Below are 24279 nucleotides of genomic sequence, written 5' to 3'. Positions count from 1 at the left end.
TGTCAAGCCCCGTGACTGTCCACAGAACCTGTGGATAACTCTGTGGGAAAACCCGTGGCATTTGTCCGCAGGCCTTGTCAGACGGGGCTTTGCCTCAGATTGGTCAAAAAACGACCAGTTTATTAAAAATGTTTCAAAAACAGTAATTTGAAAAAGTTTTGTCGAGTGCCTTTCCGACTGTTTTCGCTATCCTGCCCGGCCGGGATGGCCACGCGTGGCGGATGTGCACAAATCGGACAAACGGTCGGGGCGAGGCCTTGACAAGCCTCCTCCAAGCCCGCGAACGGGGCCGCCGAAAGTCGGCCGTGGCGTGCAGTCATTGGCGTCTCGGACGCCGGGCAGTAGAATCGCGCGATCACACTCCCAATCAACGGAAACCGGGCAACCATGGCTGAACTCTCGCGCGAGCAGATCGAATCCGCCCTGAAACAGGTGCAGGACAAGTACCTCGAAACCGACCTGGTGTCCGCCAACCAGGTGAAGGATATCCGCATCGACGGCTCGCGGGTCGCGGTGGACATCGAGCTGGGTTATGCCGCTTCCGGCTACCACGACGAACTGCAAGCCGCGGTGGAGCAGGCGGTGCGCGGCGTCGCCGGGGACGCGGCGGTCGAGGTGAATGTCGGCTGCAAGGTCCTGACCCACGCGGTGCAGAAGAGCCTCAAGCCGATGTCCGGGATCAAGAACATCATCGCCGTGGCCTCGGGCAAGGGCGGGGTGGGCAAGTCCACCACCGCGGTCAACCTGGCCCTGGGCATGGCGGCCGAGGGTGCGCGTGTCGGCATCCTCGACGCCGACATTTATGGCCCCTCCCAGCCGCGCATGCTGGGGATCAAGGACAAGCCGGAGTCGAAGGACGGCAAGCACATGGAACCGCTGGAGCGCCACGGCGTGCAGGCGATGTCCATCGGCTTCCTGATCGACGAGGACACGCCGATGATCTGGCGCGGGCCGATGGTGACCCAGGCGCTGGAACAGCTGATCAACGAGACCAACTGGAAGGACCTGGACTACCTGGTCATCGACCTGCCGCCGGGCACCGGCGACATTCAGCTGACGCTGTCGCAGAAGATCCCGGTCTCCGGCTCGGTGATCGTGACCACGCCGCAGGACATCGCCCTGCTGGACGCGCGCAAGGGCCTGCAAATGTTCGAGAAGGTCGAGGTGCCGGTGCTCGGGATCATCGAGAACATGAGCATCCACATCTGTTCGAAATGCGGTAACGAGGAGTACATCTTCGGCCAGGGCGGCGCGGAGAACATGTCGGAGGAATACGGCGTGGACCTGCTGGGCGCGCTGCCGCTGGACATCCGCATCCGCGAGCAGGCCGATGGCGGCGAACCGACCGTGATCGCCGACCCCGATGGTCGCATCACCGAGATCTACCGCGAGATCGCGCGGCGCACCGGCGCCCGGCTGGCGGAACAGGCGCGGGACTACAGCAGCAAGTTCCCCAACATCGTCATCCAGAACAACTGATGACGGCGGGCGATCAGGGATGACCATCAAGTCCGACCGCTGGATCCGTCGCATGGCCGAGGCCGAGGGGATGATCGATCCCTTCGAGCCCGGCCAGATCCGTTATCGCGACGACGAGCGCATCGTCTCCTACGGTACGTCCAGCTACGGCTACGACGTGCGTTGTTCGGATCACTTCAAGATCTTCACCAACATCAACTCGAGCATCGTCGATCCCAAGGGCTTCGACGAGGGCAGCTTCGTCGACGTGCATGCCGACGTCTGCATCATCCCGCCCAATTCCTTCGCGCTCGCGCACACGGTGGAGTACTTCCGCATCCCGCGCGACGTGCTGACCATCTGCCTGGGCAAGTCGACCTACGCCCGCTGCGGCATCATCGTCAACGTGACCCCGCTGGAACCCGAGTGGGAAGGCCACGTGACGCTGGAGTTCTCCAACACCACGCCGCTGCCGGCCAAGGTGTATGCCAATGAAGGCGTGGCGCAGATGCTGTTCCTGCAGTCGGACGAGGAGTGCGAAACCTCGTACAAGGACCGCGGAGGCAAGTACCAGGGCCAGCGCGGGGTCACGCTGCCGCGCACCTGAGACCGGCCGGGGTTTTCTTACCGCTGCAGCGCGAAACGGCGCTCGGCCAGCTCGTATCCCAGATCGATCATCTCCCGTGCGCGGTGGAAGTCGAACACCCCGCAGGCGTTCACGGGTACCTCGATCAGGTGCTCGGGGTTGTAGGCGGCCACGCGGAAACGCGCGATGCTGCCCTGCATGGCCTCGATGGAATGCGAGACCATGTCGATCAGGCCCAGCGCCCGCGCCTCTTGCTCCTCGGTCAGACGCGAGTCGGTCTCGCCGAGTCCCAGTCGCCCCTGCCAGTCCTGCAGCCAGGAGCCAATGCGGTCGGGCAGCACGTCGCGCGCGCTGCGCAGGCCATCGCGCAGGCGAGTGGCGGCGGAATCCCCCTGATGGTCCCCGGGCGAGCTGCGTTTCGGACCCAGACGCTCGTCCACCCGTCCGTTGAGGCTGACCGCGATGGTGACGTCGCTGTCGTCGTAAAGGGTCGGGGCGATGGGGACCGGGTTGAGCAGGCCGCCGTCCACCAGCAGCCGCCCGTTTAGGCGCACCGGGGTGAACACCGTGGGTATGGCGATGGACGCGCGAATCGCGTCGAACAGCGCGCCCTCGTTGAGCCACACCTCGCGCTCGCGTTCGATGTCCGTGGCCACCGCGGTAAAGCGGATGGGCAGATTGCGGATGTCGGTATCGCCCAGCATCTCGCGGAGCTTTTCGACCAGGCGTTCACCGCGGAACAGACCGGCTCCGGAGAACGAGAAATCCAGCAGTCGCCAGACGTCCTGACGCCGCAGGGTGCACACCCATTCCTCGTAGGTGTCCAGCTGTCCGGCGGCATAGATGCCGCCGACCACTGCCCCCATGGAGGAGCCGGCAATCGTCCGGATCTCGTAGTTCGCATGGTCTTCCAGCCAGCGGATGACCCCGATCTCGGCGAGACCGCGAGCGCCGCCGCTGCCGAGCACGAGCGATACCGTTCTGGGGGCGGTCCTGTGGGAACTAGCCAAGGGTCAGGGCGTTCTTGACTGCGGTTATGCTGAACGTCTCCATGTCTTCGGACATGCGCAGGATCGCTGGTAGCTGGCTCACTCCCTGACGTCCGCGGGGGATGGCGTAGTGCCGGACGCCCTCCTTGATGGGGGTCAGTTCCTCGAACTCGAGGTAGACGGAGTAGCGCCGGTTGCGCTTCTGCAGACGGATCGCCTCGATATAGCAGTCAAAACGGTTCTTGCGGATTCGCTCCTGAACTTCTTCGGCGGTTTCCGGCTTGCGAAAGCCCCGTAGCATGGTCTCCAGCCAGTGCTGATAGAAGCGGCGCGAACGTTCTTCCCGGGCCTGGGCCTCCTGCAGACGTTCGCGCAGGGCCAGTTCCTGGTCTTCGGCATGTTTGAGAAGTTTGTTCAACTCGCTCTGGAATTCCTCCAGCTCCTTGCGTCCCTCCGCGTCGTCGGCACCGGCATCGACCGAAAAAATATGCGTGCGCATTTTCTCCAGCAGGCGCAGCATGGAGATCACGCGGAGATCCAGCTCGTCGGTCTTGCGGCTCCAGCGGGCCGCCGAATCCATGCCGAAGTCCCGGACCTCGCCCGCAAGTTCGATCAGCAGGCGCCGCAGGCTCATGTACAGGTAGTCGAAATCGTCCGGCGTGCTGGCCTCCTCGCGAAGCAGTCGGTCCATCTCCCGGAGAATCTCGTTTTCTACCGCCTTCTCGAAGTGCATCACCCGCCGCGTGATGGCGTGGTCCAGTGACGAGGTGCCCGGGTCGATGGGTTCGCGCAGCATCGGGGCCAGATAGTCGTGCTGGGCCTTCCACAACTCCTCCACCGCCGCGACGATGTTGCCGCTCAGCTTGCGTTGCAGCGTGACCATCCGGGTCAGGGTGAATTGCACGATCTTCTGGACATTTTCCTGGTCCAGACTCTCGGTCTTCGCCGGTATGACCGCCGCGTTGAAGTAAACGAAGCGGTCGCCCGTGACCTCCTCGCGCAGGAAGCGGCGTACCGAGAACGGGTTGAGATGGTCGCCCTCCGTGGGAGCGATCAGGTAGATAGTGGTGGCCGTCCGTACGATGTCGCACTGACGCGTACGTGCCTCCGGGGCGACGACATCCCGGATGAAGGGGTGCGCGTTCTCCTCCAGTGTGGTGACCGGCAGAGTCCGGAACCGGTAGCCGAGCAGCTGGTGTTTCAGGAATACCTCGATGGTGTAACGCTTCACATTGGCGGCACTGATCCCGCGATAGTTGCGGCCCACGGTGAACGATGCCCGGCGCGTCAGCTCGACCAACCGGAACAGGTAGGCGTCGCGCAGGGCCTTTTTCTGTTTCTGCAGGGCCAGGTCGTCGCCGGTATCGAATTCGTCCAGCAGGGACAGCGAACCTTCCAGGTGGTCGGCGAAGGCCTCGGGCGTCTCGGCGCTGTCGATATCCTCCTGAGCCTGTTTCAGGCGGGCACCGATATCCCGCAGTTCCGGGCTGGAGGTATTGTGGAAGGCCTGCTCGAAGGTCAGAGGCGGTTCGTACTCCAGCTGTTTCAGTTTGGCGTTGTAGCGGATCCCCTTGGGTTCCAGGTATTGATGAAACGCGTATTTTCGCTCGTTTTCACCGAGCTGACGAAGGTTGGCCTCCAGGCGTTTCTTCCAGTCCGGATCCGCGATGGGATCCAGCTCCATCAGCTCGCGGATGATGCCCTCGGGCAGTTCCAGCCGGTCCGCGGCGAATACGCGCTGCCGGTCATCGGTTTTCTGCTGTTCCGCGAGGGCTTCACTCATGCTCTTCCACCTCCATGGTTCGGTCCAGCTGCGGGACGGCGTCGCTTGCTCCAACGGCATCCTGCATCTGCTCGGTATCGACCCCGAGTTCCTCGAGGCGCTCGGCGTAGGGGTTCACCCCGGCTTCCGGGTCATAGGTCGGTCCGGCCGACTCCGACTCCGCCAACTCCGGAGAAATGATGGATGAGGGGGTCTCGGGGTCTTCGTCCGGGGGAGCGAGTTCCGGGCCCCAGAGGCTGTAGCCTCCGCCGACCAGGGCGACGGTCAGCAAGACCAGTGAAACTCGTCCTGGCAAGACAGGCCGCGTGTGGTAGCCGGGCCCTTCGTGCGTCGTGTCGGCGTCGGGTCTTCCGGCTGGTACTGCGGGTGATTCCGCGGCGGGTGCGCGCCGGCGTGGTGCCGGCCGGGGTCGGGTATCGTCCATCGCGTGCCCGCAGGCGACGCAGGTCTGTCGCTCGGCTTCCTGGCGTTCGCCGCAGTGCGGACACTGGCGCATCTCCCGGAAGCCGGCGTCGCTACCGAACAACGGCGTGGCTTCGTCCTCGCCGTCCGCGTTGTCTTCCGCGGTGGCCATATCGCAGTGGATGCCGTTGCGTTCCAGTCGCTGGACCAGGTGTCTTGCCTCTGCCGGGTCGGCAAAGGACGCGATGTGTGCGCCGGGATCACACAGGATTTCCTCGGCGCGCGCCCGAGGTGGCCCGCCGTGGGACGACGGGTCCGTGTGAATCGACAGGGCCCGTTCGAGGGTACGCAGTGCCGGTTCGCGGTCGACGCGGTCGTTGAGCCCGGCAAAGCGGACGTTGGTCCGGGTGTCTGGCATGATCTGTCCGTAGAATGCGGTCGGGTAAATACCAGAAGAACAGGCAGGTTGAACTATTGCACGCCAGATTATGTGACGCAAATCTCGTTCAGGACCCCTTAAGCAGGTAATCCTGCAGCGCAGTGGCCTGTTCTCCGGCCGGTTCCTCGATGCGGATCTGCCAGACCGCGGCCGGGTGGTCCGGGCTCCAGTCGCTGAAGACCACCAGTCCGGCGTAAGGGCCGGAACCGGTGATGCGGCCGTGGATCAGGCGTCCCTCGGAGTCGGCATCCAGCCGCACGGAGAACTCCGGGGCGGGCGCGGGAAGCGTCCAGGAACCGTCGCGGCCGTGTTCGCGAAAGCCCTCGCTGGAGGGCACCGCAGCATCGCCGAAATGGCGCTGCAGCAGCGGCACCGCCAGGCGGTGCGGCAGGCCCAGCACGGTTTCCACGCCGGCGCGCCCCCGGTCCACCGCGCGCGCGGCGGTGTCCAGCGGATTCCTGCGACGGAACGGATTGCGCAGCCAGCGGATCATCACGCCGGCATGATCAAACAGCCCGGCCGGTGCTGCAAATAGGCACAGGTTTCGCCCGAGCCACCCCCTGGCATCCGGCCGGCAGGGTCGCTACGGTGAAATGGCTACAGGCCACACCAACGTTCCAGGAGGTCCTTATGGGTTTTGCCCTGTCCGACATGCAGCTCATCAGCCCGGAATTCGAGTCGCGCGGGAAGATCCCGGCGCGCTACACCGGCGAGGGCGAGGATGTGTCCCCGCCGCTGGCCTGGAGCGGGGCCCCCGAGGGCACCCGCGGGTTCGCGATCATCTGTCACGATCCCGATGCCCCGCTGGTCAAGCCCGGCGCCTACGGTTTCGTTCACTGGGTGCTGTACAACCTGCCACCCGACGTCACCAACCTGGAGGCCGGCACCTCGCTGGGGACCGCCGGGCACACCGATTTCGACCGCAGCGGTTACGGCGGCCCCATGCCGCCCGGCGGGCACGGCGTGCACCACTACTTCTTCTGGGTGCTGGCGCTGGATGCCGATCTCCAGGCTCCGCCGGGGCTGACCCTGGAACAGTTCCTGGAGCGTGCCGAACCGCACGTGATCGGCATGAACCGGCTGGTGGGCACCTACACCCGCGACTGATTCAGTCGAACTGCGAGTCGCCGCGCAGGGCCGAGGCCAGGGTGCCGGTCATGCGGTCGAAACGACGCTCCAGATCCACGCGCCAGTAGCCTTCCCGCTCGCCCGTGTCGGGCTGCGGGCTGGCGGGGTCGACGCGCACGTGGCGTCCGCCGGTGGTGCGCATGTGCTCGATGAACCGCAGGGCGTTGGCGCGCTCGCGAAAGCGGCAGCGATAGTGCTGGCCGACATGGCCGGTCTGCTTGCTGGAGGCGACCGCGTCGTCCATGCCTTCGAGGAAGGCGCGCCCGAGGGCGCGCTCGATCTCCGGGTCGCCGGTGTGTCCGTGCTCGGTCAGGAAGACCGCAAGCCGCATCAGTCGGTGGGTGAAGTATTCCGCGGGCAGGTCCAGCAGCTGCCCGCTGCAGACACGGATGTCGTTGATGCAGGAACGGCCGGTCACGTACTTGGCGCGCACGCCGTTGTCCTCGGCCTTGAGCACCAGCCCCTCCACGCCGCGCGCGTCCAGTTCCAGGATCCGGTGGCGCAGGGCCTCGAGCTCGTCGGGGTGGAACACGCCGTGCTGCGCCGGCTGCGGCAGACCATGGCGCTCGATCCGGCGCTGCTTGTCGGCATGCGGCAGAAAGCCCGCGTGATCGCGGCGCATCATGTCGAACACGAACAGCTGGATGTCGTGTTCCACCTGAGCACTGGTGCCCTCCATGTACGGGGTGTCGGGGCCGGCGATCTCGGCGCACAGGATCAGCTCCGGGTCCTCCTCGAACACCTGCGGGTCGACGAAATCCGGCACCCGGTCGGTGGCGAACGGGCACACGAATCCGCCGCGCGAGAACGCGTAGATCGCGTCGCCCTCGCGCAGGATGCGCACGTTGAAGCCGTCGATCTTCTCCTCGGCCCGGAACGGGCCGTCGAACTGGCGCGGCAGGCCGGCGGCCAGCGACTGGATGCGGGCGATGGACGGGTAGCCGGGCAGCACGCGCCCGTCGGGCAGCACCACGCTGCCGCGCGGAAAGCCATCCACGCTCTCCAGCAGGCGGTGGGAGGTCAGGTCCGCGAACTGCTGCTCGCGGGCGCGGCCCTGTTCCAGGGCGTCACTGAGGGTTTCCGGGTCCATGCTTCAGTGTACCGTCGCGGGTTTCAGTGGTGATTGCCGGCCAGTCCGTGGAGTGCGATGCCCCGCTCATGGGCCTTGGCGGCCTGGCTCGCCAGACGCCGGGCCAGGCTGATGATCCTTAGCTGGCGGTCCATTTCGGCGAGTGACAGGGCACCGAACGTGCCTTCGCGCAGGAGCGCGGATTTCAGTTCCTGGTAGGCGGACTCGACCTCTTCCAGGGCATCCTGCATGTTGCCCGTGGTGGTGTCGGGCTGGTCTTCTTCGCGTTCCAGGCGTGCGCAGTCGAGGGCCCGGATGACGCGGGCCTGCCAGGCGCGGCGCTGTGATGTCATCCGTGGCGTAGTGTCATCCTCCGCCTTGCGGCGCAGTTCCGCAATCTCGGCCGAGCGCGCGGCGGTATCCTGGTGGTAGCGTGCGACCCGGACGGCCTCGGCGATGCCTTCGGCGGCCGGATCGGCCATCGGCACGCGCCCGGCCTGGTTCGCAAACTCGCCAATGGCTTCGACCAGTCTTTCCACTACATCCAGTCGCTGGCGAAATCCTTCTTCGCCCGGAGGCGTTTCGGCCAGAGCATCGCGGGCCATCCGATGGGCCAGATCTCCGGCCCGATCGACTTCCATGACGAGCGATTGCAGGGCCAGCTCCGGTACGCCTGCACTACTGTCGTCCAGGTAGCGCGGCCGGGCCAGGTCGAGGTCGGCCCCCCCGAAGTGATGCTGCAGCCGCCGGATCATGGGGGTGGCGAGGGGGATCATCAGAATCACGCCAAGGACATTGAAGGCGGTATGGAAAAGGGCCAGCAGCATGGCGGGTGCGGGGGCCGTCTCGGGGCCGCCCCAGATCCATTCGATGCCGGCCAGGAACCAGGGAAGCATCAACAGGGCGACGACAGCCGTCAGGGCGTTGAAGATGACATGGGCGGCGGCCACGCGCTTGGCATTGGCGGTGGCCCCGATCACGACGAGCACCGCCTTGATGGTGGTCCCGAGGTTCGAACCGATGACCGCAGCGGCCGCGGCTTCCAGAGGGATGGCGCCACTCATGGCCGCGGTCAGGGCCATGGCCATGGAAGCCGACGAACTCTGCATGGCTAGCGTCAGCAGCATGCCGATACTGACCATGATGACCAGGCCGGCGAATCCGGGGCGTGCGAGAGCACCCAGATCCACCGTCTCGCCCAGGTCCACGAAGGTGGCGCGCAATACGTCGATGCCCAGGAACAACAGGCCGAATCCGGCCAGCGCGAGGCCCAGGTAGCGCAGTCTGGGTCCGCGCATGATGATGAACACGAGCGCCCCGAGCCCGATGGCCGGGAGGGCAAAGGCTTCGATGCGGATCTCCAGCCCGATGATGGAGACCAGCCAGCCGGTGACCGTGGTGCCGACGTTGGATCCGAAGATCACCCAGATCGACTGACCGAGGGTCAGCAGACCGGCATTGGCGAAACCGATGATGGCCAGGGTTACCGCGCTGGAGGATTGCACCAGCGCGGTGACTCCTGCGCCGGTCGCCAGTGCCCGCGTGCGGGTGCGTGTCCAGCTTCCCAGGATCTGGCGCAGGGCCTTGCCACCGGCGGTCCGCAGCCCGTCGGTGAGCAGGTGCATGCCGAGCAGGAACAGCCCCAGACCGCCGAGGAAGCCGGCGATCAGCGCCAGGGCGCCGGTGTCGGGAGCCCCGGTCATGGTCGTACCCCGGTGCCCGATCCCGAGCCCGGGATCGGGTGGCGGCTACAGCTCGATGGTGTCGCCATAGTCCGGGATGCGGGCGTCCAGATCGCGTTCGCGCATCACCTGCGCCAGGGCCTCGCGCGCGGCCGGTTCGCCGTGCACCAGATGGAAGACCGGTCGGTCGCGGAAGCCGGCGGCCCAGTCGAGGAGCCGGGACTGGCCGGCGTGCGCGGAGAGCCCGCCCAGGGTATGCACATGGCCCTTCACCGCGATGTCGTCGCCGTGGATCTTCACTGAGCGGGCGCCGTCCACCAGCTGGCGGCCGAGGGTCCCGGCGGCCTGGAAACCGGCGATCACGAGATGCGTGCTGCGTCGTTCGAGGTTGTATTTGAGGTGGTGGCGGATACGGCCGCCGTTGCACATCCCGGCGCCGGCGATGATGATCGCGCCGCCGGAGATGCGGTTGATGGCCATGGATTCTTCCACCGTGCGGGTGAACTCCAGCGGCGGGAGGTATTCCCGCGTGTTCCCGTTGGCCGCCTGATGCAGCCGTTCCAGGTCCTCCGAGTTCAGGGACTGGCGGCAGCGCGCGTACAGCTCGGTGACGCGGATTCCCATCGGGCTGTCGAGAAAGATCTTCTGCTGCGGCACCCGTCCGGCGTGGTGCAGCATGCCCAGGTGGTAGAGGATTTCCTGCGTGCGGCCCACGGCGAAGGCGGGGATCAGTACGTTGCCGCCATCGTCCCAGGCCTCCTGCAGGATCTGCGCGAATTCCTCGATGGTTTCTTCCAGCGGGCGGTGGTCGCGGTCGCCGTAGGTGCTTTCCAGCAGTACGTGGTCGGCCTGCTCCGGCCGTGCGGGCTCGTTCATCAGCACCGACTCGGGATTGCCGAGGTCGCCGGAGAAGACCAGCCGCCGCTCGCGGCCGCCGGAGGGCACCACCAGCTCGACGATGGCGGCACCCAGGATGTGCCCGGCGTCGTGGAAGGTCAGGCGCGACCCGTCTTCCAGATGTCGGGGCTGGCCGTAAGAGACCGGTTCGCACAGCTCGAGCGTGGTCTCCACGTCCTGTTCGTCGTAGAGCGGTTCCAGCAGCTCGCGGTCGTTGCGTGCGCGCCACTTGTTCTCCCACTCGATGTCCTTCGCCATCACGAAGGCCGAGTCGCGCAGCATGATGTCCAGCAGTTCCAGCGTCCCCGGCGTGCAGTAGATCGGGCCGCGGTAGCCGTCGCGCACCAGTTTCGGCAGCAGGCCCGAGTGGTCCAGATGGCCGTGCGAGAGGATCACGGCGTCGGTATTCGCCGCCACCTCGGCCAGCGAGGCGCGGTTGTGCTCGTCGGCGTCGCTGCCGCCCTGCTGCATGCCGCATTCGAGCAGGTAACGGGCGTGGTCGGTGTCGATGCGATAGCGCGAACCGGTGACCTCGCCGGTGGCGCCCTGAAAGGTAAGCTGTGCCATGCCGCGCAGTGTACCGGCTTTGGCGGGGCGGTCGCAGCGGGTCAGCGGTCGCCGTCTTCCAGCAGCCGCTCGATCTGCTCCGGTTTGAGCCCGGCCACTCCGCGCAGTGGCAGCACCAGCCCGAGGCCGCGTCCGCGCGCGGCGAGTCCCAGTTCGGTGTCCAGCGTGGTGCGCAGGCGTTCGGCGTGGCCGGTCTCCAGTACCGCGAGCAGCAGGGTGCGGGCCCCCTCGTAGTGCAGGCTGAGGATGCGCGGATGGTGGTCGGTGGTGGCGTTGCGCGCATCCAGCAGGGTGAGCCCGGCGCCGCCGCCCCGGCGCACGATTTCCACCGCCGCATCGCGATCGGCGTCCGGGAACATCACCGCCAGCAGCGACAGCGGCAGTCCGGCAGCCGGTGGGGGCGGCTCGTGTCCGGGGGAGGCCGGGGTCTGTGGGCGGGCACTGGCCATGTCCAGCAGGGCCTCGGTGTCGTCGGAGGCCTCCAGGGTAAAGGCCAGGCCGTTATAGGGCTGCAGCAGGTCGAGTTCGAGGTTCAGCCGCCGGGCAATGCGTTCGGCGCGTGCCGGATCGGTCTTCCAGATGCACACCGATTCCAGTCCCTGGTAGGTCACGCCGAAGAAGCGCATGTGCTCCGGAAAGCCGATACCGAACCCCTCGTGCAGCGAGGGCTTCGGTGCACCCTCCTCGGCGGCGATATGCACGGCGCGTTCCTCCAGATCGCCGGCGATCACGGCGACGAGCAGGGCGGGCAAAGGCTCGGTCATGGCTCCCTCCGGTGGCCGCGTACGGGCGGTTCGCCGCATGATAACGCAGGGAATCGAAAGGAGAACGGCATGCTGGATCCGTTTGTACCCGAGTCGAACATGGTCGAGATCCCGGATGCCGGGGCACTGTCGGCAGGAGGGACGGCCGATGTCGGCTGGACGCTGGACTGGAACAGCCCCGAGGCCCGCCATCGCGAATGCCTGTACCTCCCGCGCCTGGACCCCGAAAGGGATCTCTGGCCCGCCGGCGATGGTTCCGGCCTGAGCGGAAGTTCGCCGGGCGAGGCCTGCGAATGGCCGGCGGCGTCCCTGGTACCCGCGGCCGATCCCGCAGGGGTCGTGGAGCTGTCGCCGACGGCCTTCAACCGGCGGTTGCGGCGCCACCGGGTGGTCGAGCCGCGGGCCGGAAGGTTCTATCCACGGGGGTTCATCGCCGGACATGCCGGGATCGAGAAAGGGGACCGGACCCTGTTTCGCGTGGGGGCCCTGGAAGAGGACCGCCTGCTGGCGGACCTGAACCACCCCCTCGCGGGGCGCGAGCTGCGTCTGACCGGTCGGCTGCTGGGGGTACATCCCGAAAGCCGCGAGGGGGCCGCGGTCGACGTGACCGGGCGACTGACCGAACGCGGGCCCGGGATGCAGGCCCGCTGGCGCGGCGTGCCGACGGATTTCTGGAGCGGCGGCGCCTGCGAGCGGGAGGATCCGGAGGACGACGCGGCGTTCTACGCCCGGCCGCGCATGGTCCACCATCTGGATGCCACCGCGCGCGCCGGGGTGGCGGCACTGTACGCCGCGCTGCTGCCGCCGGGCGCACGGGTCCTTGATCTCATGGCGAGCTGGGCATCGCATCTGGACGGGGTTGCCGAACCGGAGGCGGTCGTCGGTCTCGGCATGAACCGGGAAGAGCTGGCCGCGAACCCGCTGCTGAACCAGGCCCTGGTGCAGGACCTGAACACCCGTCCCGGCCTGCCGTTCCCGGCGGACAGCCTGGACGCCGTGGTCTGTACCGCTTCGGTCGAGTATCTGACCCGGCCCGGCGCGGTCTTTGCCTCGGTGCAGGAGGTGCTGCGGCCGGGTGGCGTGTTCGTGGTGACGTTTTCGGATCGCTGTTTCCCCACCAAAGCGATTGCGGTCTGGGAACGGCTGTTCGACTTCGAGCGCATGGGGCTGGTGCTGGACCGGTTTCTGGAGGCGGGGTTCGCGGACCTGGCCACGTTCAGCCTGCGTGGCCTGCCGCGGCCCGCGGACGATCCCTACGCCGGACGCCTGGATCATGCCGATCCGGTGTTTGCGGTCTGGGGCACAAGTCCCCACGGGGACTCTCTGAACCGGTAAACTGCACCCTGATTCGAGATGCCCGCGCTGGCGGGCCGGCACCGACGGGGAGCGCATGGCCGCAAGCAAGGCCAAATCCACAGGCAAGGGGCAGAAATCCGGCGCGAAGACGGGGTCGAAGTCCGGCCCGAAGTCCGGCCAGGGCGCGGCGCCGTCGACGCCGCCCACGCTCAGCGGGCAGCTGCTGCGCGGGCTGCGCGAGGGCGCGCTGCTGATCTTCGGCATGCTGGCGCTGTACCTGCTGGTGGCCCTGGTGACCTATCACCCGGGCGACGCCGCCTGGTCCACCACCGGCGATGGCGACGGGACGCGCAACCTGGGCGGAACCACCGGGGCGTGGTTTGCCGACATCGCCTTTCACCTGCTGGGCCATCTGGCCTTCCTGATCCCGCTGGCGGTCGCCGGCATCGGCTGGTGGCTGTTCCGTCACCGGCGCGATGCGCGTATGGCCAGTGCCCTGGAGATCGGCGTGCGCGGCGCGGCCCTGGTGGTGGCGCTGATCGCCGGTTCGGCGCTGGCGGCCCTGCACCTGCTGCCGGGTGGCATGCCGGTGCATGCCGGGGGAATCCTGGGCGACCTGTTCGGCGGCTGGGCGGTCGCCGGGCTGGGGCTGGTCGGTGGCACGCTGGTGCTGCTGGCGCTGTTCCTTGCCGGGGTCACGCTGTTCACCGGGCTGTCGTGGTTTGCGCTGATGGACGGTCTGGGGCGTGCGCTGGTGCGCGGCTGGGAGGCCGCGAGGGCGCGGCTGGAGCTGGCGCGCGATCGCCGCATCGGCCGGCAGCAGCGGGCCGGGCGCGAAGAACGCGTGGAGAAGGAGCGCAAGCGCACGGCGGACCGCCCGCCGAAACGGGTGGAGCCGAAGGTCGAGGCCCCGCCGCCCAGCCCGCGGGTGGAGAAGGAAAAGCAGGTGCCGCTGTTCACCGCCGGCGAGGGCGCCGATCCGATCCCGCCACTGGGCCTGCTGGACGAACCCCCGGCGGCCTCCGAGGGGCATTCGGAAGAGGCGCTGCAGGCACTGTCGCGCCAGGTCGAGCTCAAGCTGAAGGACTTCGGCGTGGAGGTCGAGGTGGTCGCGGTGCAGCCGGGTCCGGTGATCACCCGCTTCGAACTGCAGCCGGCTCCGGGGGTCAAGGCCTCGCGCATCTCCGGGCTGTCCACCGACCTCGCGCGTTCGCTGTCGGTGATCGCGGTGCGCATCGTCGAGGTGATCCCCGGTCGTTCCACGGTGGGCCTGGAGATCCCCAACGACAACCGCGAGATCGTCGCCCTCAGCGAGATCCTGCGTTCGGAGAAGTTCGACGCCGGCAAGTCGCCGCTGACCATGGCCCTCGGCAAGGACATCGGCGGCGCGCCGGTGATGGCCGATCTGGCGAAGATGCCGCATCTGCTGGTGGCCGGGACCACCGGCTCCGGCAAGTCGGTGGGCGTCAACGCGATGCTGCTGTCGCTGCTGTACAAGGCCACACCGGAAGAGGTGCGGCTGATCCTGATCGACCCCAAGATGCTGGAGCTGTCGGTCTACGAGGGCATCCCGCATCTGCTGTGCCCGGTGGTCACCGACATGAAGGACGCCTCCAACGCCCTGCGCTGGGCGGTCGGCGAGATGGAACGGCGCTACAAGCTGATGTCGGCGCTGGGGGTACGCAACATCGGCGGTTTCAACAAGAAGGTGCGCGACGCGCGCGCCGCCGGCGAGCCGCTGAAGGACCCGCTGTTCGATCCGGCGCAGTCGGTCACCGAGACCGAGGCGCCGGAGCTGGAGCCGCTGCCGTTCATCGTGATCGTGGTCGACGAGTTCGCCGACATGATGATGGTGGTGGGCAAGAAGGTGGAGGAGCTGATCGCGCGCCTGGCGCAGAAGGCGCGCGCGGCCGGGCTGCACCTGATCCTGGCCACCCAGCGGCCGTCGGTGGACGTGATCACCGGCCTGATCAAGGCCAACATCCCCAGCCGCATCGCCTTCCAGGTGTCGTCGCGGGTGGATTCGCGCACCATCCTCGACCAGATGGGCGCGGAGCACCTGCTGGGGCATGGCGACATGCTCTACCTGCCACCGGGCAAGGCGATGCCGGAGCGCGTGCACGGGGCCTTCGTGGGCGACAACGAGGTGCACCAGGTGGTGGAGTATCTCAAGTCCACTGGCGAGCCGGATTACAACGAGGCGATCCTCGACGAGCCGGAGGCCGGCGCGGCGGCGATCCCGGGGCTGGAATCGGGCGAAGGGAACGAATCGGAGTCGGATCCGCTCTATGACCAGGCGGTGCAGATCGTCACCGAGTCGCGCAAGGCCTCGATCTCGTATGTCCAGCGACGGCTGAAGATCGGGTACAACCGGGCCGCGCGCATGGTCGAGGACATGGAGGCCGCCGGGCTGGTCAGCCCGGTGCAGTCCAACGGCAATCGCGAGGTGCTGGTGCCCGATCGCTCGAACGAGTGAGGTGCACGGCCTCGTTCACTGCGGATTAAGCTGTCGCCGCGCAATCTGTTGATCCGAGTTTCCCTGACGGAGATCGCATGAACCCGCGTCCCCCGAGTTTTGCCACTGGCCCGCTGCGCGGGTCTTCCATGCTCGCCGGCTTGCTGGCGGCACTGCTGCTCCTGTTCGCCGCGCCGGCGGCTGCGGCCGATGATGCCCGCCTGGCGCTGGAACGTTTCATGGCCGGCCTGGAGACGTTCTCCGCGGAGTTCACCCAGACGGTCAGTGACGAGACCGGCTTCACCCTGCAGGAATCCGAAGGGGTGATGCATCTGGGGCTTCCCGACCGGCTGTACTGGGAGGTACGCGAGCCGTTCCCGCAGGTGGTGGTGTCGGATGGCCGTGAACTGTGGACGTTCGAACCGGATCTGGCGCAGGCCACGGTGCGCCCGCTGGGCGACGCGCTGGAGGCCACGCCGATCGCCGCCATCAGCCAGCCGGATCGGCTGGAGGAACACTTTCGCACGATGATCCTGCCGGTGCCGGACGGCGAGGCCCTGCGGCTGCTGCTGCTGCCGCGCGACGAGCATGCGGATTTCGTGCGCATGATGCTGGACCTGACCCCGGACGGCGACCTGGTGCGCATGCAGTTCGAGGACCTGTTCGGGCAGGTCACCGACGTGCGTTTCAGCGCCAGCGAGCGCAACCCGGAGCTGGATCCGGACACCTTCCGCTTCGAGGTGCCCGACGGGGCCGACGTCTACCGGCCCTGACCCGTTCCCGGCGGGGTTACAATCCCGGCATGAGTGACGACCTGTTCGACAATGATCTGTTCGGGGACGATCCCGCCGGCGGCCCGGAGGCCGGCTCGCCGGCGGACCCGTCATTGCAGTCCGCAGCCGCGGCAACGACCGTGGATCCCGCCGCCCCGCTGGCCGAGCGCATGCGCCCGGCGCGGCTGGACGAGATGGTGGGGCAGGACCACCTGGTGGGCGCGGATGCCGCGCTGCGCCGCGCGATCGAAAGCGGTCAGACCCCGTCGATGATCCTGTGGGGGCCGCCCGGCTGTGGCAAGACCACGCTGGCGCGGCTGGTGGCCGAGGCCGGTGCCCAGCGGCTGGTGACGCTGTCGGCGGTGCTGGCCGGGGTGAAAGACGTGCGCGCGGTGGTGGATGCGGCGAAGACCCGGCGGCGCAACGGCGTCGGCACGCTGCTGTTCATCGACGAGATCCACCGCTTCAACAAGGGGCAGCAGGACGCGCTGCTGCCGCATATCGAGGACGGCACGCTCACGTTCGTGGGGGCCACCACCGAGAATCCGTCGTTTGCGCTGAACAGCGCGCTGCTGTCGCGGGCGCGGGTGTATCGCATGGAGGCGGTGGGGGCGGAAGCGGTCGAGTCCCTGATCGAGCGCGCCCTGGAGGATCCGGAGCGGGGCCTGGGCGGCCGCGGCCTGACACTGGATGCGGAGGAGCGTCAGCGCCTGGCGCGGGCCGCGGACGGGGATGCCCGGCGTGCCCTGAACTGGCTGGAGACCGCCTCCGACCTGGCCCGCGACGGGGCGATTACCGGAGACGCCCTGCGCGCGGTCATGGGCGCGCAGTCCCTGGCCTTCGACCGCCAGGGCGATGCCTTCTACGATCAGATCTCCGCGCTGCACAAGTCGGTGCGCGGTTCCGACCCCAACGCGGCGGTGTACTGGCTGACCCGCATGCTGGATGCCGGCTGCGATCCGGACTACCTGGGCCGGCGGCTGCTGCGCATGGCCTACGAGGACATCGGCCTGGCCGCAGTCGGGCTGGGCGCGCGGGTGCTCGCGGCCTGGCAGACCCTGGAACGCCTGGGCCGGCCGGAAGGTGACCTGGCGCTGGTGCAGGCGGTGATCGAACTGGCCGCCGCACCCAAGAGCAACAGTGCCTACGTTGCGCTGAACCAGGCGCGCGCGGCGATCCGCGAGACCGGGAGCCCGGGCGTGCCGCTGCATCTGCGCAACGCGCCGACCGAGCTGATGCGCGCGGAAGGCTTCGGGGCCGGGTACCGCTACGATCACGACGAGCCCGATGGCTTCGCCCGCGGGCAGGTCTACCTGCCGGAGGGTCTGGAAGACGAGCGCTTCTACAGCCCGCGCCGGGACGGCACCGAGCGCGCGCTGGCGGAGCGCCTGGACCGTCTGCGCGACGCGGGCGGAAACCCCGGCGGGGAGGGCTGACCGGGTTGCGCATCCGGCATCACAAGCGGTGGCTGACGGTGGCGGCGATCCTGTTCGGTGTGTCGCTGGCGTGGATCCTGCTGACCACCGAGTGGCCGAGCCTTGGCTTCCCGCTGGGCGAGGTGGAGGCCTGGCTGCGGGGCTGGGGTGCGGGTGCCTATCTGGTGTTCGTGCTCGCCTTCATGCTGCTGGCCCTGTTCCCGCTGCCCAGTACCTTCTGGATCCTGCTGGGCGGGGCCCTGTTCGGCCCCTTCACCGGCGCCGCCCTCAGCCTGCTGGCAGCGACCCTGGCGGCGGTCATTGCCTTCCTGCTGGCGCGTACCTGGCTGCAGCCCTGGCTGGCCCCGCGCATGGGCCCGCGCAGCTCGCGGCTGCGCGCCGATGTGGAGGCCGAGGGCTGGCGGGTCGTGGCCCTGACCCGCCTGGTGCCGGTGTTTCCGTTCGCCCCAACCAATTACGCCCTGGGGCTGGTCCGGCTGCCGCTGCCGGTCTTCGCGCTGACCACCATGGTCGCCCTGATCCCCAGCCTGTTCGCCTATGCCTGGCTGGGGCACGCCACCCGGGAGATCGCCAGTGGCGCCGACAGCGGGGTACAGCTGGGTCTGGCCCTGCTCGCGGTGCTGGCGCTGTTGCTGTTGCTGCCGCGCCTGGTGCGCCGCATCTGGCTGGGCCAGAAGACACTGCACACCGAGGCGCCAATGACTTCAGTGTCTCCCTCAGACCCAGGCGAGCAGGACCCCGATGCCCAGGGCGAGGAACAGCAGGGCGGCGAGCGCGCGTAACAGCCGCAGGGGCAGGTGGCAGGCGAAGCGCTGGCCCAGCCACACCACCGGGGCATTCGCGAGCACCATGCCGATGGTCGAGCCGATCACGACCAGGATCAGGCTGTCGAAGGTCGCGGCCAGCGCGCCGGTGGCGACCTGGGTCTTGTCGCCCATCTCGACCAGGAAGAACAGCACCGTGGTGGTCCAGAACACGCCGTGTTTCGACGCGGCCGGCAGCTCGTCCTCGCCATCCGGGACCAGTACCCAGGCGGCCATCACGATGAACCCGATCCCCAGACCCCAGCGCAGCCAGTCCTCCGGGATGCTGGCGCCGATCCACACGCCCGCCAGCGCGGCCAGGAAGTGATTGGCCAGCGTGGCCACCACGATGCCCCAGATGATGGGCCAGGTCTGCTGGTAGCGGCAGATCAGGAGCAGGGCGAGGAGCTGGGTCTTGTCGCCCATCTCGGCGATGGCGACGATGACGGTAGAGACGAGCAGGGCTTCCATGACGGTCTTCCGGGCCGGGTGGGTGGGCAAGACACGTGACATCGCACCACCCACCCGGCCACGGATCGGGGCGCCATGCCACAGGTCTCGCGGGGCCCGGTGCCGCATCGGCGGCGGGGCTGTCTGCACCACGGTCCTCCGGGCGGAGGATCGAATCTGTTGATGCAGACCCCGGTGAGGCAAGGCCACCCGGGTCGCTACTCCCCTGAAGCTGGCAGGACTCTAGTCATCCCGGTCCGCGCGGGCAAGGACGATCGCGGCTCCGGGCTGCGCCGCCGCCGGGGCTTGGGTAGCATGCGCGCGATGAAACGCTTCCTTTACTGGGTCGATCGGGCCCCCCTTTGGCTGTTCGCACTGCTGGTTGCGACCGTCGGCCTGGCCCCCTGGATCCCCGAGCCGCATGTCGCGGAGAAACTGCGCTGGCTGTTTGCCGGGGAACTTACCCGGCCACTCGATGTGCTCGACCTGGTCGTCCATGCCGTGCCCTGGCTGTTGATGGCGTTCAAGCTCTATCGCAACAGTCTCACCACGAAGGGCGCCCCCTGAGCCGATTGTTTCTCCCTGGCTTGTGGGAAATCGACGCGCCGCTTGCCGGCCGCTACCGATTTCGCACCTTTTCAACCCCGGGAGACTCCCATGCGCTTTATTGTTGCCGTCACCGCCGGTACCGACGACCCGACCCGCGCCACGCTTGGCATGATTGCCGCCAATGTGGCCAAGCAGCAGGGCCACGACGTGACCGTCTGGCTGCAGGGCGAGGCCGTGAACATCGCCAACCGCAACGTGTACGACAAGATCGTCGGCCATAACATGCCGGCAATGAAGGACATCGTGGATTCGCTGGTGAGTGAAGGCGTTCCGTTCTGGGCCTGCGAGGCCTGCGCCAAGGGTCGCGACGTCGGCGAGCACAACTTCCTGCCGAACGCCGAGATGGCCGGCATGGGCCACTACGTCCAGGCCGTCGCCGAGTTCGACCGCTCCATGAGCTTCTGATCGGCCGTGCCGTTCCGCGGGCGGGGCGTGATGCCCCGCCCGTTTTTGTTTGTACCCCCGCTGTCAGTCGGTCGAACTGGCACATCGCATGCTTGTTTGTTCCGGGAGTGATTCACGGACGACGAGCATGACCCAGAACACATCCCCGAATTTTTCCCTCGAAGAGTCCATTGGCGATTTCCTGGTCGCCTCGCGCAAGTGCGAGGTGGTGAGCCTGGAGCGCCTGCTGGAGGCGGTGCAGCTGGTCGGGCGCATCCGCGCGCTGGTGCATGCCCTGCAGCGCGAGCGCGGGGCCTCCAGCCTCTGGATCGGGTCCGGCGGCCAGCGCTATACCCGCGAACTGGAGCAGTACCGGGCCGAATCGGACGCCGCCGCGGCCGCGTTCCGCGAGCACCTGGATGGCTGGCTGGCCCCGGACGCCTGCGCCCATGGCCGCAGTCGGCTGCTGGGGCGCATGGCGCTGGCGCTGCATGGCCTGTCCGGCCTGGGCAGCCTGCGCGAGGAGGTCCTGGAGCTGACCCTGAGCCCGATGGACTCGACCCGCGGCTTCAGCGAGCTGATTCGCGCCCTGATGGCCCTGGTGTTCGAGGCTGCGGATTCGGCGACCGATCCCGAGGTCTCGCGGGCCCTGGTGGCCCTGCTGAACTTCATGCAGGGCAAGGAACTGGCAGGGCAGGAGCGCGCGATCGGGGCCGCCGGGTTTGGCGCCGCGAACTTCGAGCCCGAACTGCGCCAGGCGCTGGTCCATCGGATCGATGCCCAGGAACGGGCGTTCCGCATCTTCTCCGAGTTCGCGGCACCGGCGGCCTGTGCCGCCTGGCGCGAGCTGCAGACGGCGGCCTTCGCCGCCGACATCGAGCGTCTGCGCCGCCGGGCCTGTACCGAGGCCTCAGGGCACCACGACCCCGCCCGGGCCGAGGAATGGTTTGCCTGTACCACCGCGCGCATCGACGCGATGAAGGAGATCGAGGATCTGCTGGAGATGCACCTGAACGAGTGCTGCTCGGCACGCATCACGGCGGATCGCGCGGACCTCGGCGCGGTGCGTGACCGGGTCGCGCAACTCGCCGAGTCGGAACTGCGCGACAGCGTCCCGTATGCGGTGTTCTTCGGCGCGCCGGAGGGCCTGGAGCCCGCGCAGGAGGAGGGCGATGCCGCACTCAACGTACCGATCGTCGGACACTCGGTGATGGACTTGGTGCAGCGCCAGGCGGCCCGGCTGCAGTCGGTGGAGGATGAACTGCATGCGGCACGCCAGGCCCTGGCCGAGCGCAAGACCATCGAGCGTGCCAAGGCGCTGCTGATCCAGCACCGCGGCCTCAGCGAGGACCAGGCCTACAAGCTCCTGCGCCAGACGGCGATGAACCAGAACCGGCGCCTGGCCGAGGTCGCCGAGGCGACCGTCGCGATGTCCGACCTGCTGGGCAAGGGCGGCCTGTAGCTAACTCCCCGGGAAACGGATGCCGGCCCTGTGGGAGCGGGCTTGCCCGCGAAGCACCTACCAGTGTCCGCGACTGGCAGGGGCTTCGCCGCCAAGGCGGCTCCTACAGGTAGTGCACCAGCGCGGTTCATCTGCACCGCCGGTGTGCCCCAGGGTGGTGCCGCTTGCGAGTGATATTCCCCTGCGAAGATTCGATTGAGTACCGGGAACCGTCCGATTTTTCCGCGTCAGGATAGGCTTTGCGCCCTATCGGTCGATCAGCAACGGCTAATTGGCACACCTCCTGCAGGAATACCGGCAAGACGAGCCAACGGCGGTTCGTCGCCTGACAACAGGGAGACCCGACGACCGGGCCTCCCACGGGACTGGACAAAGGCGTCCATCACCCGGCTGCAAACGCGGCCGGGCTGATAGGACGCCTTTTTTCGTTTTTGGGATGTGTTTGCTGACAAGGGGAGTGAACCCGCAATGACCGATCACACGAATGACACGAAAAAGACCTCCGGCCTGTCGCGCCGGCGTTTCCTTCAGGCCGGCGGCGTTCTGGCAGGGGGCGCCGCCTTGGGGATGCATCCGGATTTTTTCCGGTCGGCGGCCTATGCCGGGGGATCCGAAGGGCTGGAAAAGACCAAGCTCGAGTTCGGATTTATCCCCTTGACGGATTGTGCTCCGCTCGTAGTCGCCCAGGAGAAGGGATATTTCGCTCGCCACGGGCTCGACGTCCATGTGGCCAAGGAGGCTTCCTGGGCCAATATTCGCGACAAGGTCTCCGTTGGGAGCCTGGATGGCGGGCACATGCTGGCGGGGATGCCGATCGCCGCGACGCTGGGCGTGGGTGCTACCCAGCGCAACACCATCACGGGGTTCAGCATGGACCTCAACGGCAACGCGATTACCGTTTCCAACGAGCTCTACGACCGGATGGTCGAGGCCGATCCGGAGGCTATGAACGAACGGCCGATTTCCGCGCGCGCCCTGAAGAAGGTCATCGATGCCGACCAGGCAGCGGGCCGTGCCCCGATGACCTTCGCCATGGTTTTCCCCGTATCCACGCATAACTATGAACTGCGCTACTGGATGGCCGCTTCCGGGATCAACCCGGATCGGGATGTCCGCCTGGTTGTGATCCCGCCACCCCAGATGGTGGCCAACCTGCGCGCGGGCAACATGGATGGCTACTGCGTCGGCGAGCCCTGGAACATGCGTGCGGTGGACATGGGTATCGGCAAGACCCTGGTCACCAACTACGAGATATGGAACAACAATCCGGAGAAGGTGTTTGGCGTACTGGAGAGCTGGGCGGAAGAACACCCGAATACGCACCAGGCAGCGTTGCGGGCCTTGATCGAGGCCAACGAGTGGATGGACAAGCCCGAGAATCGCGAAGAAGTGGTGCGCATCATTTCGGGCCGCCGTTTTGTCAACGCCCCTGAACACGTAGTGGCCATGTCGATGACGGGGACGCTCCAGTTCAATCCGGACGGAGACCCCGAACCCTTCCCGGACTTCAATGTGTTCCACCGTTACGCGGCCAGCTTTCCGTGGCGCTCGCATGCGGCCTGGTTTGTCACGCAGATGGTTCGTTGGGGGCAGCTGGAAGAGCCTGTGGATATGCGTGCGGTGGCCGAAAAGGTCTATCGCCCCGAACTGTATCGGCAAGCGGCTGCAGAAGTGGGCGTCGCCTATCCCGAGATCGACTGGAAGACGGAAGGCACACGCAATGAACACTGGACCCTGGAGGCGGCCTCCTCGCCGATCGAGATGGGCCCTGACCGGTTCATTGATAACCGCGCCTATGACCCGGATGACCTTGTCGGCTATGTCGACGGTTTCGATGTACACAGTCGCAAGGTCGCCCTCGATGACCTCGCCGACGTCAACGGCTGAGGGAGGCCCACCATGTCCACCAATTACGCCGATATGCAACTGGCGGTTGAACGCGAGAACGACAAGGACGCCGAAGGTCGAACGGAGGCCGCCGCTGGCCGGGAAACCAAACCGGCGGAACGCAACGACACCGCCGGGGCGATCGAATCGGCACACGATGACCGATTCGAGGTGATGGCGGATATGTTCCAGCGCTGGATTCCTGTGCTGGCACTCCCGCTGATTGCGTTCGGATTGCTGCTGGGGGGCTGGGCCTGGCTGCAGTCGACGGTCTCGCCGGACCTCCCGACGCCCGGGCAAGTGTGGGCCGAGGCCGTCTACCTGCTAAGCGATCCGTTCTACGACTACGGTCCGAACGACATGGGGATCGGCTGGCAGGTGATGTATTCCCTTGGCCGCGTCCTGGCGGGCTTCGGCCTGGCAGCACTGGTCGGCATTCCGCTGGGCTTGATGATGGGCGCTTCGCTCTCGATGCGCCGCGCCATTAGCCCGGTCGTGCAGCTGTTGCGTCCCGTGTCCCCGCTGGCCTGGCTGCCGCTCGGTCTGCTGGTGTTCCAGGCGGTCAATCCCTCCGCGATCTTCGTGATCTTCATCACCAGCATCTGGCCGATCCTCATCAATACCGCGGCCGGGGTCCAGGCCATCCCGCGTGACTACACCAACGTATCCCAGGTGCTCCGTCTCGGGCGCCTGGAGGCGGCGCGCAAGATCCTGATCCCCGCAACCATGCCCTACATCCTCACCGGCATGCGGTTGGCGCTGGGGATTGCCTGGATGGTGATCGTGGCGGCCGAGATGCTCACCGGCGGGGTCGGCATCGGATTCTTTATCTGGGACGAATGGAACAACCTCAATGTCGCTTCGATCATCGTGTCGATCTTCGTGATCGGTCTTGTGGGCATCGCCCTGGACGCTGGGGTGGGCCTGATCAAGAAACGCTTCGACTACGCGCCCGCGTAA

At 67.3% G+C, this 24279-nt stretch carries 22 protein-coding genes; 13 read left to right on the top strand and 9 right to left on the bottom strand.

The window, feature by feature from the left end; translation table 11 throughout:
* Nucleotides 1-387 precede the first annotated feature (387 nt).
* Nucleotides 388-1479, top strand: coding sequence for an iron-sulfur cluster carrier protein ApbC (gene apbC, locus F787_RS0102410; protein ID WP_018871180.1), 1092 nt, complete (start codon nt 388-390; stop codon nt 1477-1479).
* Between the two features lie 19 nt (nt 1480-1498).
* Nucleotides 1499-2065 (top strand): dCTP deaminase, encoded by a 567-nt coding sequence (gene dcd, locus F787_RS0102405; RefSeq protein ID WP_018871181.1) that lies wholly within the window; start codon nt 1499-1501, stop codon nt 2063-2065.
* 17 nt (nt 2066-2082) lie between these two features.
* Here the strand turns inward: dcd and F787_RS0102400 are convergent, their stop codons facing one another.
* The 4 genes from F787_RS0102400 to F787_RS0102385 form a co-directional block, all read right to left on the bottom strand.
* Nucleotides 2083-3012, bottom strand: a complete 930-nt coding sequence (locus F787_RS0102400) for a patatin-like phospholipase family protein (protein WP_019570576.1) — start codon at nt 3010-3012, stop codon at nt 2083-2085.
* A gap of 34 nt (nt 3013-3046) precedes the next feature.
* Nucleotides 3047-4816 carry a hypothetical protein gene (locus F787_RS0102395; RefSeq protein WP_019570575.1) on the bottom strand — a complete coding sequence of 590 codons (1770 nt, stop codon included), beginning with the start codon at nt 4814-4816 and terminating at the stop codon, nt 3047-3049.
* Nucleotides 4809-5636 (bottom strand): Ran-binding zinc finger domain-containing protein, encoded by an 828-nt coding sequence (locus F787_RS0102390; protein ID WP_019570574.1) that lies wholly within the window; start codon nt 5634-5636, stop codon nt 4809-4811. The genes F787_RS0102395 and F787_RS0102390 overlap by 8 nt, the downstream gene beginning before the upstream one ends.
* Before the next feature lie 88 nt (nt 5637-5724).
* Nucleotides 5725-6150, bottom strand: coding sequence for a hypothetical protein (locus F787_RS0102385; protein ID WP_019570573.1), 426 nt, complete (start codon nt 6148-6150; stop codon nt 5725-5727).
* 137 nt (nt 6151-6287) lie between these two features.
* On the opposite strand from F787_RS0102385, the gene F787_RS0102380 reads away from it, so the two are divergent.
* Nucleotides 6288-6764, top strand: coding sequence for a YbhB/YbcL family Raf kinase inhibitor-like protein (locus F787_RS0102380; RefSeq protein ID WP_019570572.1), 477 nt, complete (start codon nt 6288-6290; stop codon nt 6762-6764).
* Between the two features lies 1 nt (nt 6765).
* On the opposite strand, the gene F787_RS0102375 is transcribed toward F787_RS0102380, so the two are convergent.
* From F787_RS0102375 to F787_RS0102360, 4 genes are read right to left on the bottom strand one after another with little or no spacing between them, the layout of a single operon-like run.
* Entirely contained in the window at nt 6766-7875 is a 1110-nt protein-coding gene (locus tag F787_RS0102375; RefSeq protein ID WP_019570571.1) for an RNA ligase, read from the bottom strand.
* 23 nt (nt 7876-7898) lie between these two features.
* Nucleotides 7899-9557 carry a Na/Pi cotransporter family protein gene (locus F787_RS0102370; RefSeq protein ID WP_019570570.1) on the bottom strand — a complete coding sequence of 553 codons (1659 nt, stop codon included), beginning with the start codon at nt 9555-9557 and terminating at the stop codon, nt 7899-7901.
* Nucleotides 9558-9602: 45 nt separating this feature from the next.
* On the bottom strand, nt 9603-11000 hold the full coding sequence (locus tag F787_RS0102365; RefSeq protein ID WP_019570569.1) for an MBL fold metallo-hydrolase RNA specificity domain-containing protein: 1398 nt from the start codon (nt 10998-11000) through the stop codon (nt 9603-9605).
* A gap of 41 nt (nt 11001-11041) precedes the next feature.
* Nucleotides 11042-11764, bottom strand: coding sequence for a hypothetical protein (locus tag F787_RS0102360; RefSeq protein WP_019570568.1), 723 nt, complete (start codon nt 11762-11764; stop codon nt 11042-11044).
* Between the two features lie 69 nt (nt 11765-11833).
* On the opposite strand from F787_RS0102360, the gene F787_RS0102355 reads away from it, so the two are divergent.
* The 5 genes from F787_RS0102355 to F787_RS0102335 all read left to right on the top strand — a co-directional run bounded on the left by F787_RS0102355 (nt 11834) and on the right by F787_RS0102335 (nt 18506).
* A complete protein-coding gene (locus tag F787_RS0102355) occupies nt 11834-13099 on the top strand; it encodes a methyltransferase domain-containing protein (protein WP_019570567.1) in 1266 nt (421 codons plus the stop codon).
* Between the two features lie 55 nt (nt 13100-13154).
* Nucleotides 13155-15536: a DNA translocase FtsK gene (locus F787_RS0102350; RefSeq protein WP_019570566.1), complete on the top strand. Its 2382-nt coding sequence runs from the start codon at nt 13155-13157 to the stop codon at nt 15534-15536.
* A gap of 128 nt (nt 15537-15664) precedes the next feature.
* A complete protein-coding gene (lolA, locus tag F787_RS0102345) occupies nt 15665-16288 on the top strand; it encodes an outer membrane lipoprotein chaperone LolA (protein ID WP_019570565.1) in 624 nt (207 codons plus the stop codon).
* Nucleotides 16289-16317: 29 nt separating this feature from the next.
* A complete protein-coding gene (locus F787_RS0102340) occupies nt 16318-17724 on the top strand; it encodes a replication-associated recombination protein A (protein WP_019570564.1) in 1407 nt (468 codons plus the stop codon).
* A gap of 5 nt (nt 17725-17729) precedes the next feature.
* Nucleotides 17730-18506 carry a TVP38/TMEM64 family protein gene (locus F787_RS0102335; protein WP_019021057.1) on the top strand — a complete coding sequence of 259 codons (777 nt, stop codon included), beginning with the start codon at nt 17730-17732 and terminating at the stop codon, nt 18504-18506.
* On the opposite strand, the gene F787_RS0102330 is transcribed toward F787_RS0102335, so the two are convergent.
* The gene (locus F787_RS0102330; RefSeq protein ID WP_018876967.1) at nt 18441-18998 is read right to left on the bottom strand and encodes a TMEM165/GDT1 family protein; all 558 of its coding nucleotides are present in this window, start codon (nt 18996-18998) and stop codon (nt 18441-18443) included. The genes F787_RS0102335 and F787_RS0102330 overlap by 66 nt on opposite strands.
* A gap of 303 nt (nt 18999-19301) precedes the next feature.
* Here F787_RS0102330 and F787_RS0102325 point away from each other — a divergent pair, with 303 nt between their 5' ends.
* The 5 genes from F787_RS0102325 (at nt 19302) to ntrB (ending at nt 24279) form a co-directional block, all read left to right on the top strand.
* A complete protein-coding gene (locus tag F787_RS0102325; RefSeq protein WP_019590155.1) occupies nt 19302-19544 on the top strand; it encodes a hypothetical protein in 243 nt (80 codons plus the stop codon).
* Nucleotides 19545-19634: 90 nt separating this feature from the next.
* Nucleotides 19635-19991, top strand: coding sequence for a DsrE family protein (locus tag F787_RS0102320; protein WP_017941855.1), 357 nt, complete (start codon nt 19635-19637; stop codon nt 19989-19991).
* Between the two features lie 127 nt (nt 19992-20118).
* Nucleotides 20119-21432, top strand: a complete 1314-nt coding sequence (locus tag F787_RS0102315; protein WP_018876965.1) for a nitrate regulatory protein — start codon at nt 20119-20121, stop codon at nt 21430-21432.
* A gap of 468 nt (nt 21433-21900) precedes the next feature.
* On the top strand, nt 21901-23319 hold the full coding sequence (locus tag F787_RS0102310) for a CmpA/NrtA family ABC transporter substrate-binding protein (RefSeq protein ID WP_019021055.1): 1419 nt from the start codon (nt 21901-21903) through the stop codon (nt 23317-23319).
* A 12-nt stretch (nt 23320-23331) separates the two neighbouring features.
* Nucleotides 23332-24279, top strand: a complete 948-nt coding sequence (ntrB, locus tag F787_RS0102305; RefSeq protein WP_019570561.1) for a nitrate ABC transporter permease — start codon at nt 23332-23334, stop codon at nt 24277-24279.

The sequence above is a fragment of the Thioalkalivibrio sp. ALE19 genome (genome assembly GCF_000428605.1).
Classification (GTDB): Bacteria; Pseudomonadota; Gammaproteobacteria; order Ectothiorhodospirales; family Ectothiorhodospiraceae; genus Thioalkalivibrio.
Note: the sequence above shows the minus strand (reverse complement) of the source record. Positions and strands in the feature narration are given on the sequence as shown.

What these genes read in the sequence shown, in the direction of transcription:
- F787_RS0102365 (WP_019570569.1), bottom strand. Translation starts at nt 11,000, where the DNA reads ATGGCACAGCTTACCTTTCAGGGCGCCACCGGCGAGGTCACCGGTTCG.
- F787_RS0102325 (WP_019590155.1), top strand. Translation starts at nt 19,302, where the DNA reads ATGAAACGCTTCCTTTACTGGGTCGATCGGGCCCCCCTTTGGCTGTTC.
- F787_RS0102340 (WP_019570564.1), top strand. Translation starts at nt 16,318, where the DNA reads ATGAGTGACGACCTGTTCGACAATGATCTGTTCGGGGACGATCCCGCC.
- F787_RS0102375 (WP_019570571.1), bottom strand. Translation starts at nt 7,875, where the DNA reads ATGGACCCGGAAACCCTCAGTGACGCCCTGGAACAGGGCCGCGCCCGC.
- F787_RS0102385 (WP_019570573.1), bottom strand. Translation starts at nt 6,150, where the DNA reads ATGATCCGCTGGCTGCGCAATCCGTTCCGTCGCAGGAATCCGCTGGAC.
- F787_RS0102315 (WP_018876965.1), top strand. Translation starts at nt 20,119, where the DNA reads ATGACCCAGAACACATCCCCGAATTTTTCCCTCGAAGAGTCCATTGGC.
- F787_RS0102390 (WP_019570574.1), bottom strand. Translation starts at nt 5,636, where the DNA reads ATGCCAGACACCCGGACCAACGTCCGCTTTGCCGGGCTCAACGACCGC.
- F787_RS0102350 (WP_019570566.1), top strand. Translation starts at nt 13,155, where the DNA reads ATGGCCGCAAGCAAGGCCAAATCCACAGGCAAGGGGCAGAAATCCGGC.
- lolA (WP_019570565.1), top strand. Translation starts at nt 15,665, where the DNA reads ATGCTCGCCGGCTTGCTGGCGGCACTGCTGCTCCTGTTCGCCGCGCCG.
- dcd (WP_018871181.1), top strand. Translation starts at nt 1,499, where the DNA reads ATGACCATCAAGTCCGACCGCTGGATCCGTCGCATGGCCGAGGCCGAG.
- F787_RS0102310 (WP_019021055.1), top strand. Translation starts at nt 21,901, where the DNA reads ATGACCGATCACACGAATGACACGAAAAAGACCTCCGGCCTGTCGCGC.
- F787_RS0102380 (WP_019570572.1), top strand. Translation starts at nt 6,288, where the DNA reads ATGGGTTTTGCCCTGTCCGACATGCAGCTCATCAGCCCGGAATTCGAG.
- ntrB (WP_019570561.1), top strand. Translation starts at nt 23,332, where the DNA reads ATGTCCACCAATTACGCCGATATGCAACTGGCGGTTGAACGCGAGAAC.
- F787_RS0102355 (WP_019570567.1), top strand. Translation starts at nt 11,834, where the DNA reads ATGCTGGATCCGTTTGTACCCGAGTCGAACATGGTCGAGATCCCGGAT.
- F787_RS0102360 (WP_019570568.1), bottom strand. Translation starts at nt 11,764, where the DNA reads ATGACCGAGCCTTTGCCCGCCCTGCTCGTCGCCGTGATCGCCGGCGAT.
- F787_RS0102370 (WP_019570570.1), bottom strand. Translation starts at nt 9,557, where the DNA reads ATGACCGGGGCTCCCGACACCGGCGCCCTGGCGCTGATCGCCGGCTTC.
- apbC (WP_018871180.1), top strand. Translation starts at nt 388, where the DNA reads ATGGCTGAACTCTCGCGCGAGCAGATCGAATCCGCCCTGAAACAGGTG.
- F787_RS0102395 (WP_019570575.1), bottom strand. Translation starts at nt 4,816, where the DNA reads ATGAGTGAAGCCCTCGCGGAACAGCAGAAAACCGATGACCGGCAGCGC.
- F787_RS0102330 (WP_018876967.1), bottom strand. Translation starts at nt 18,998, where the DNA reads ATGGAAGCCCTGCTCGTCTCTACCGTCATCGTCGCCATCGCCGAGATG.
- F787_RS0102320 (WP_017941855.1), top strand. Translation starts at nt 19,635, where the DNA reads ATGCGCTTTATTGTTGCCGTCACCGCCGGTACCGACGACCCGACCCGC.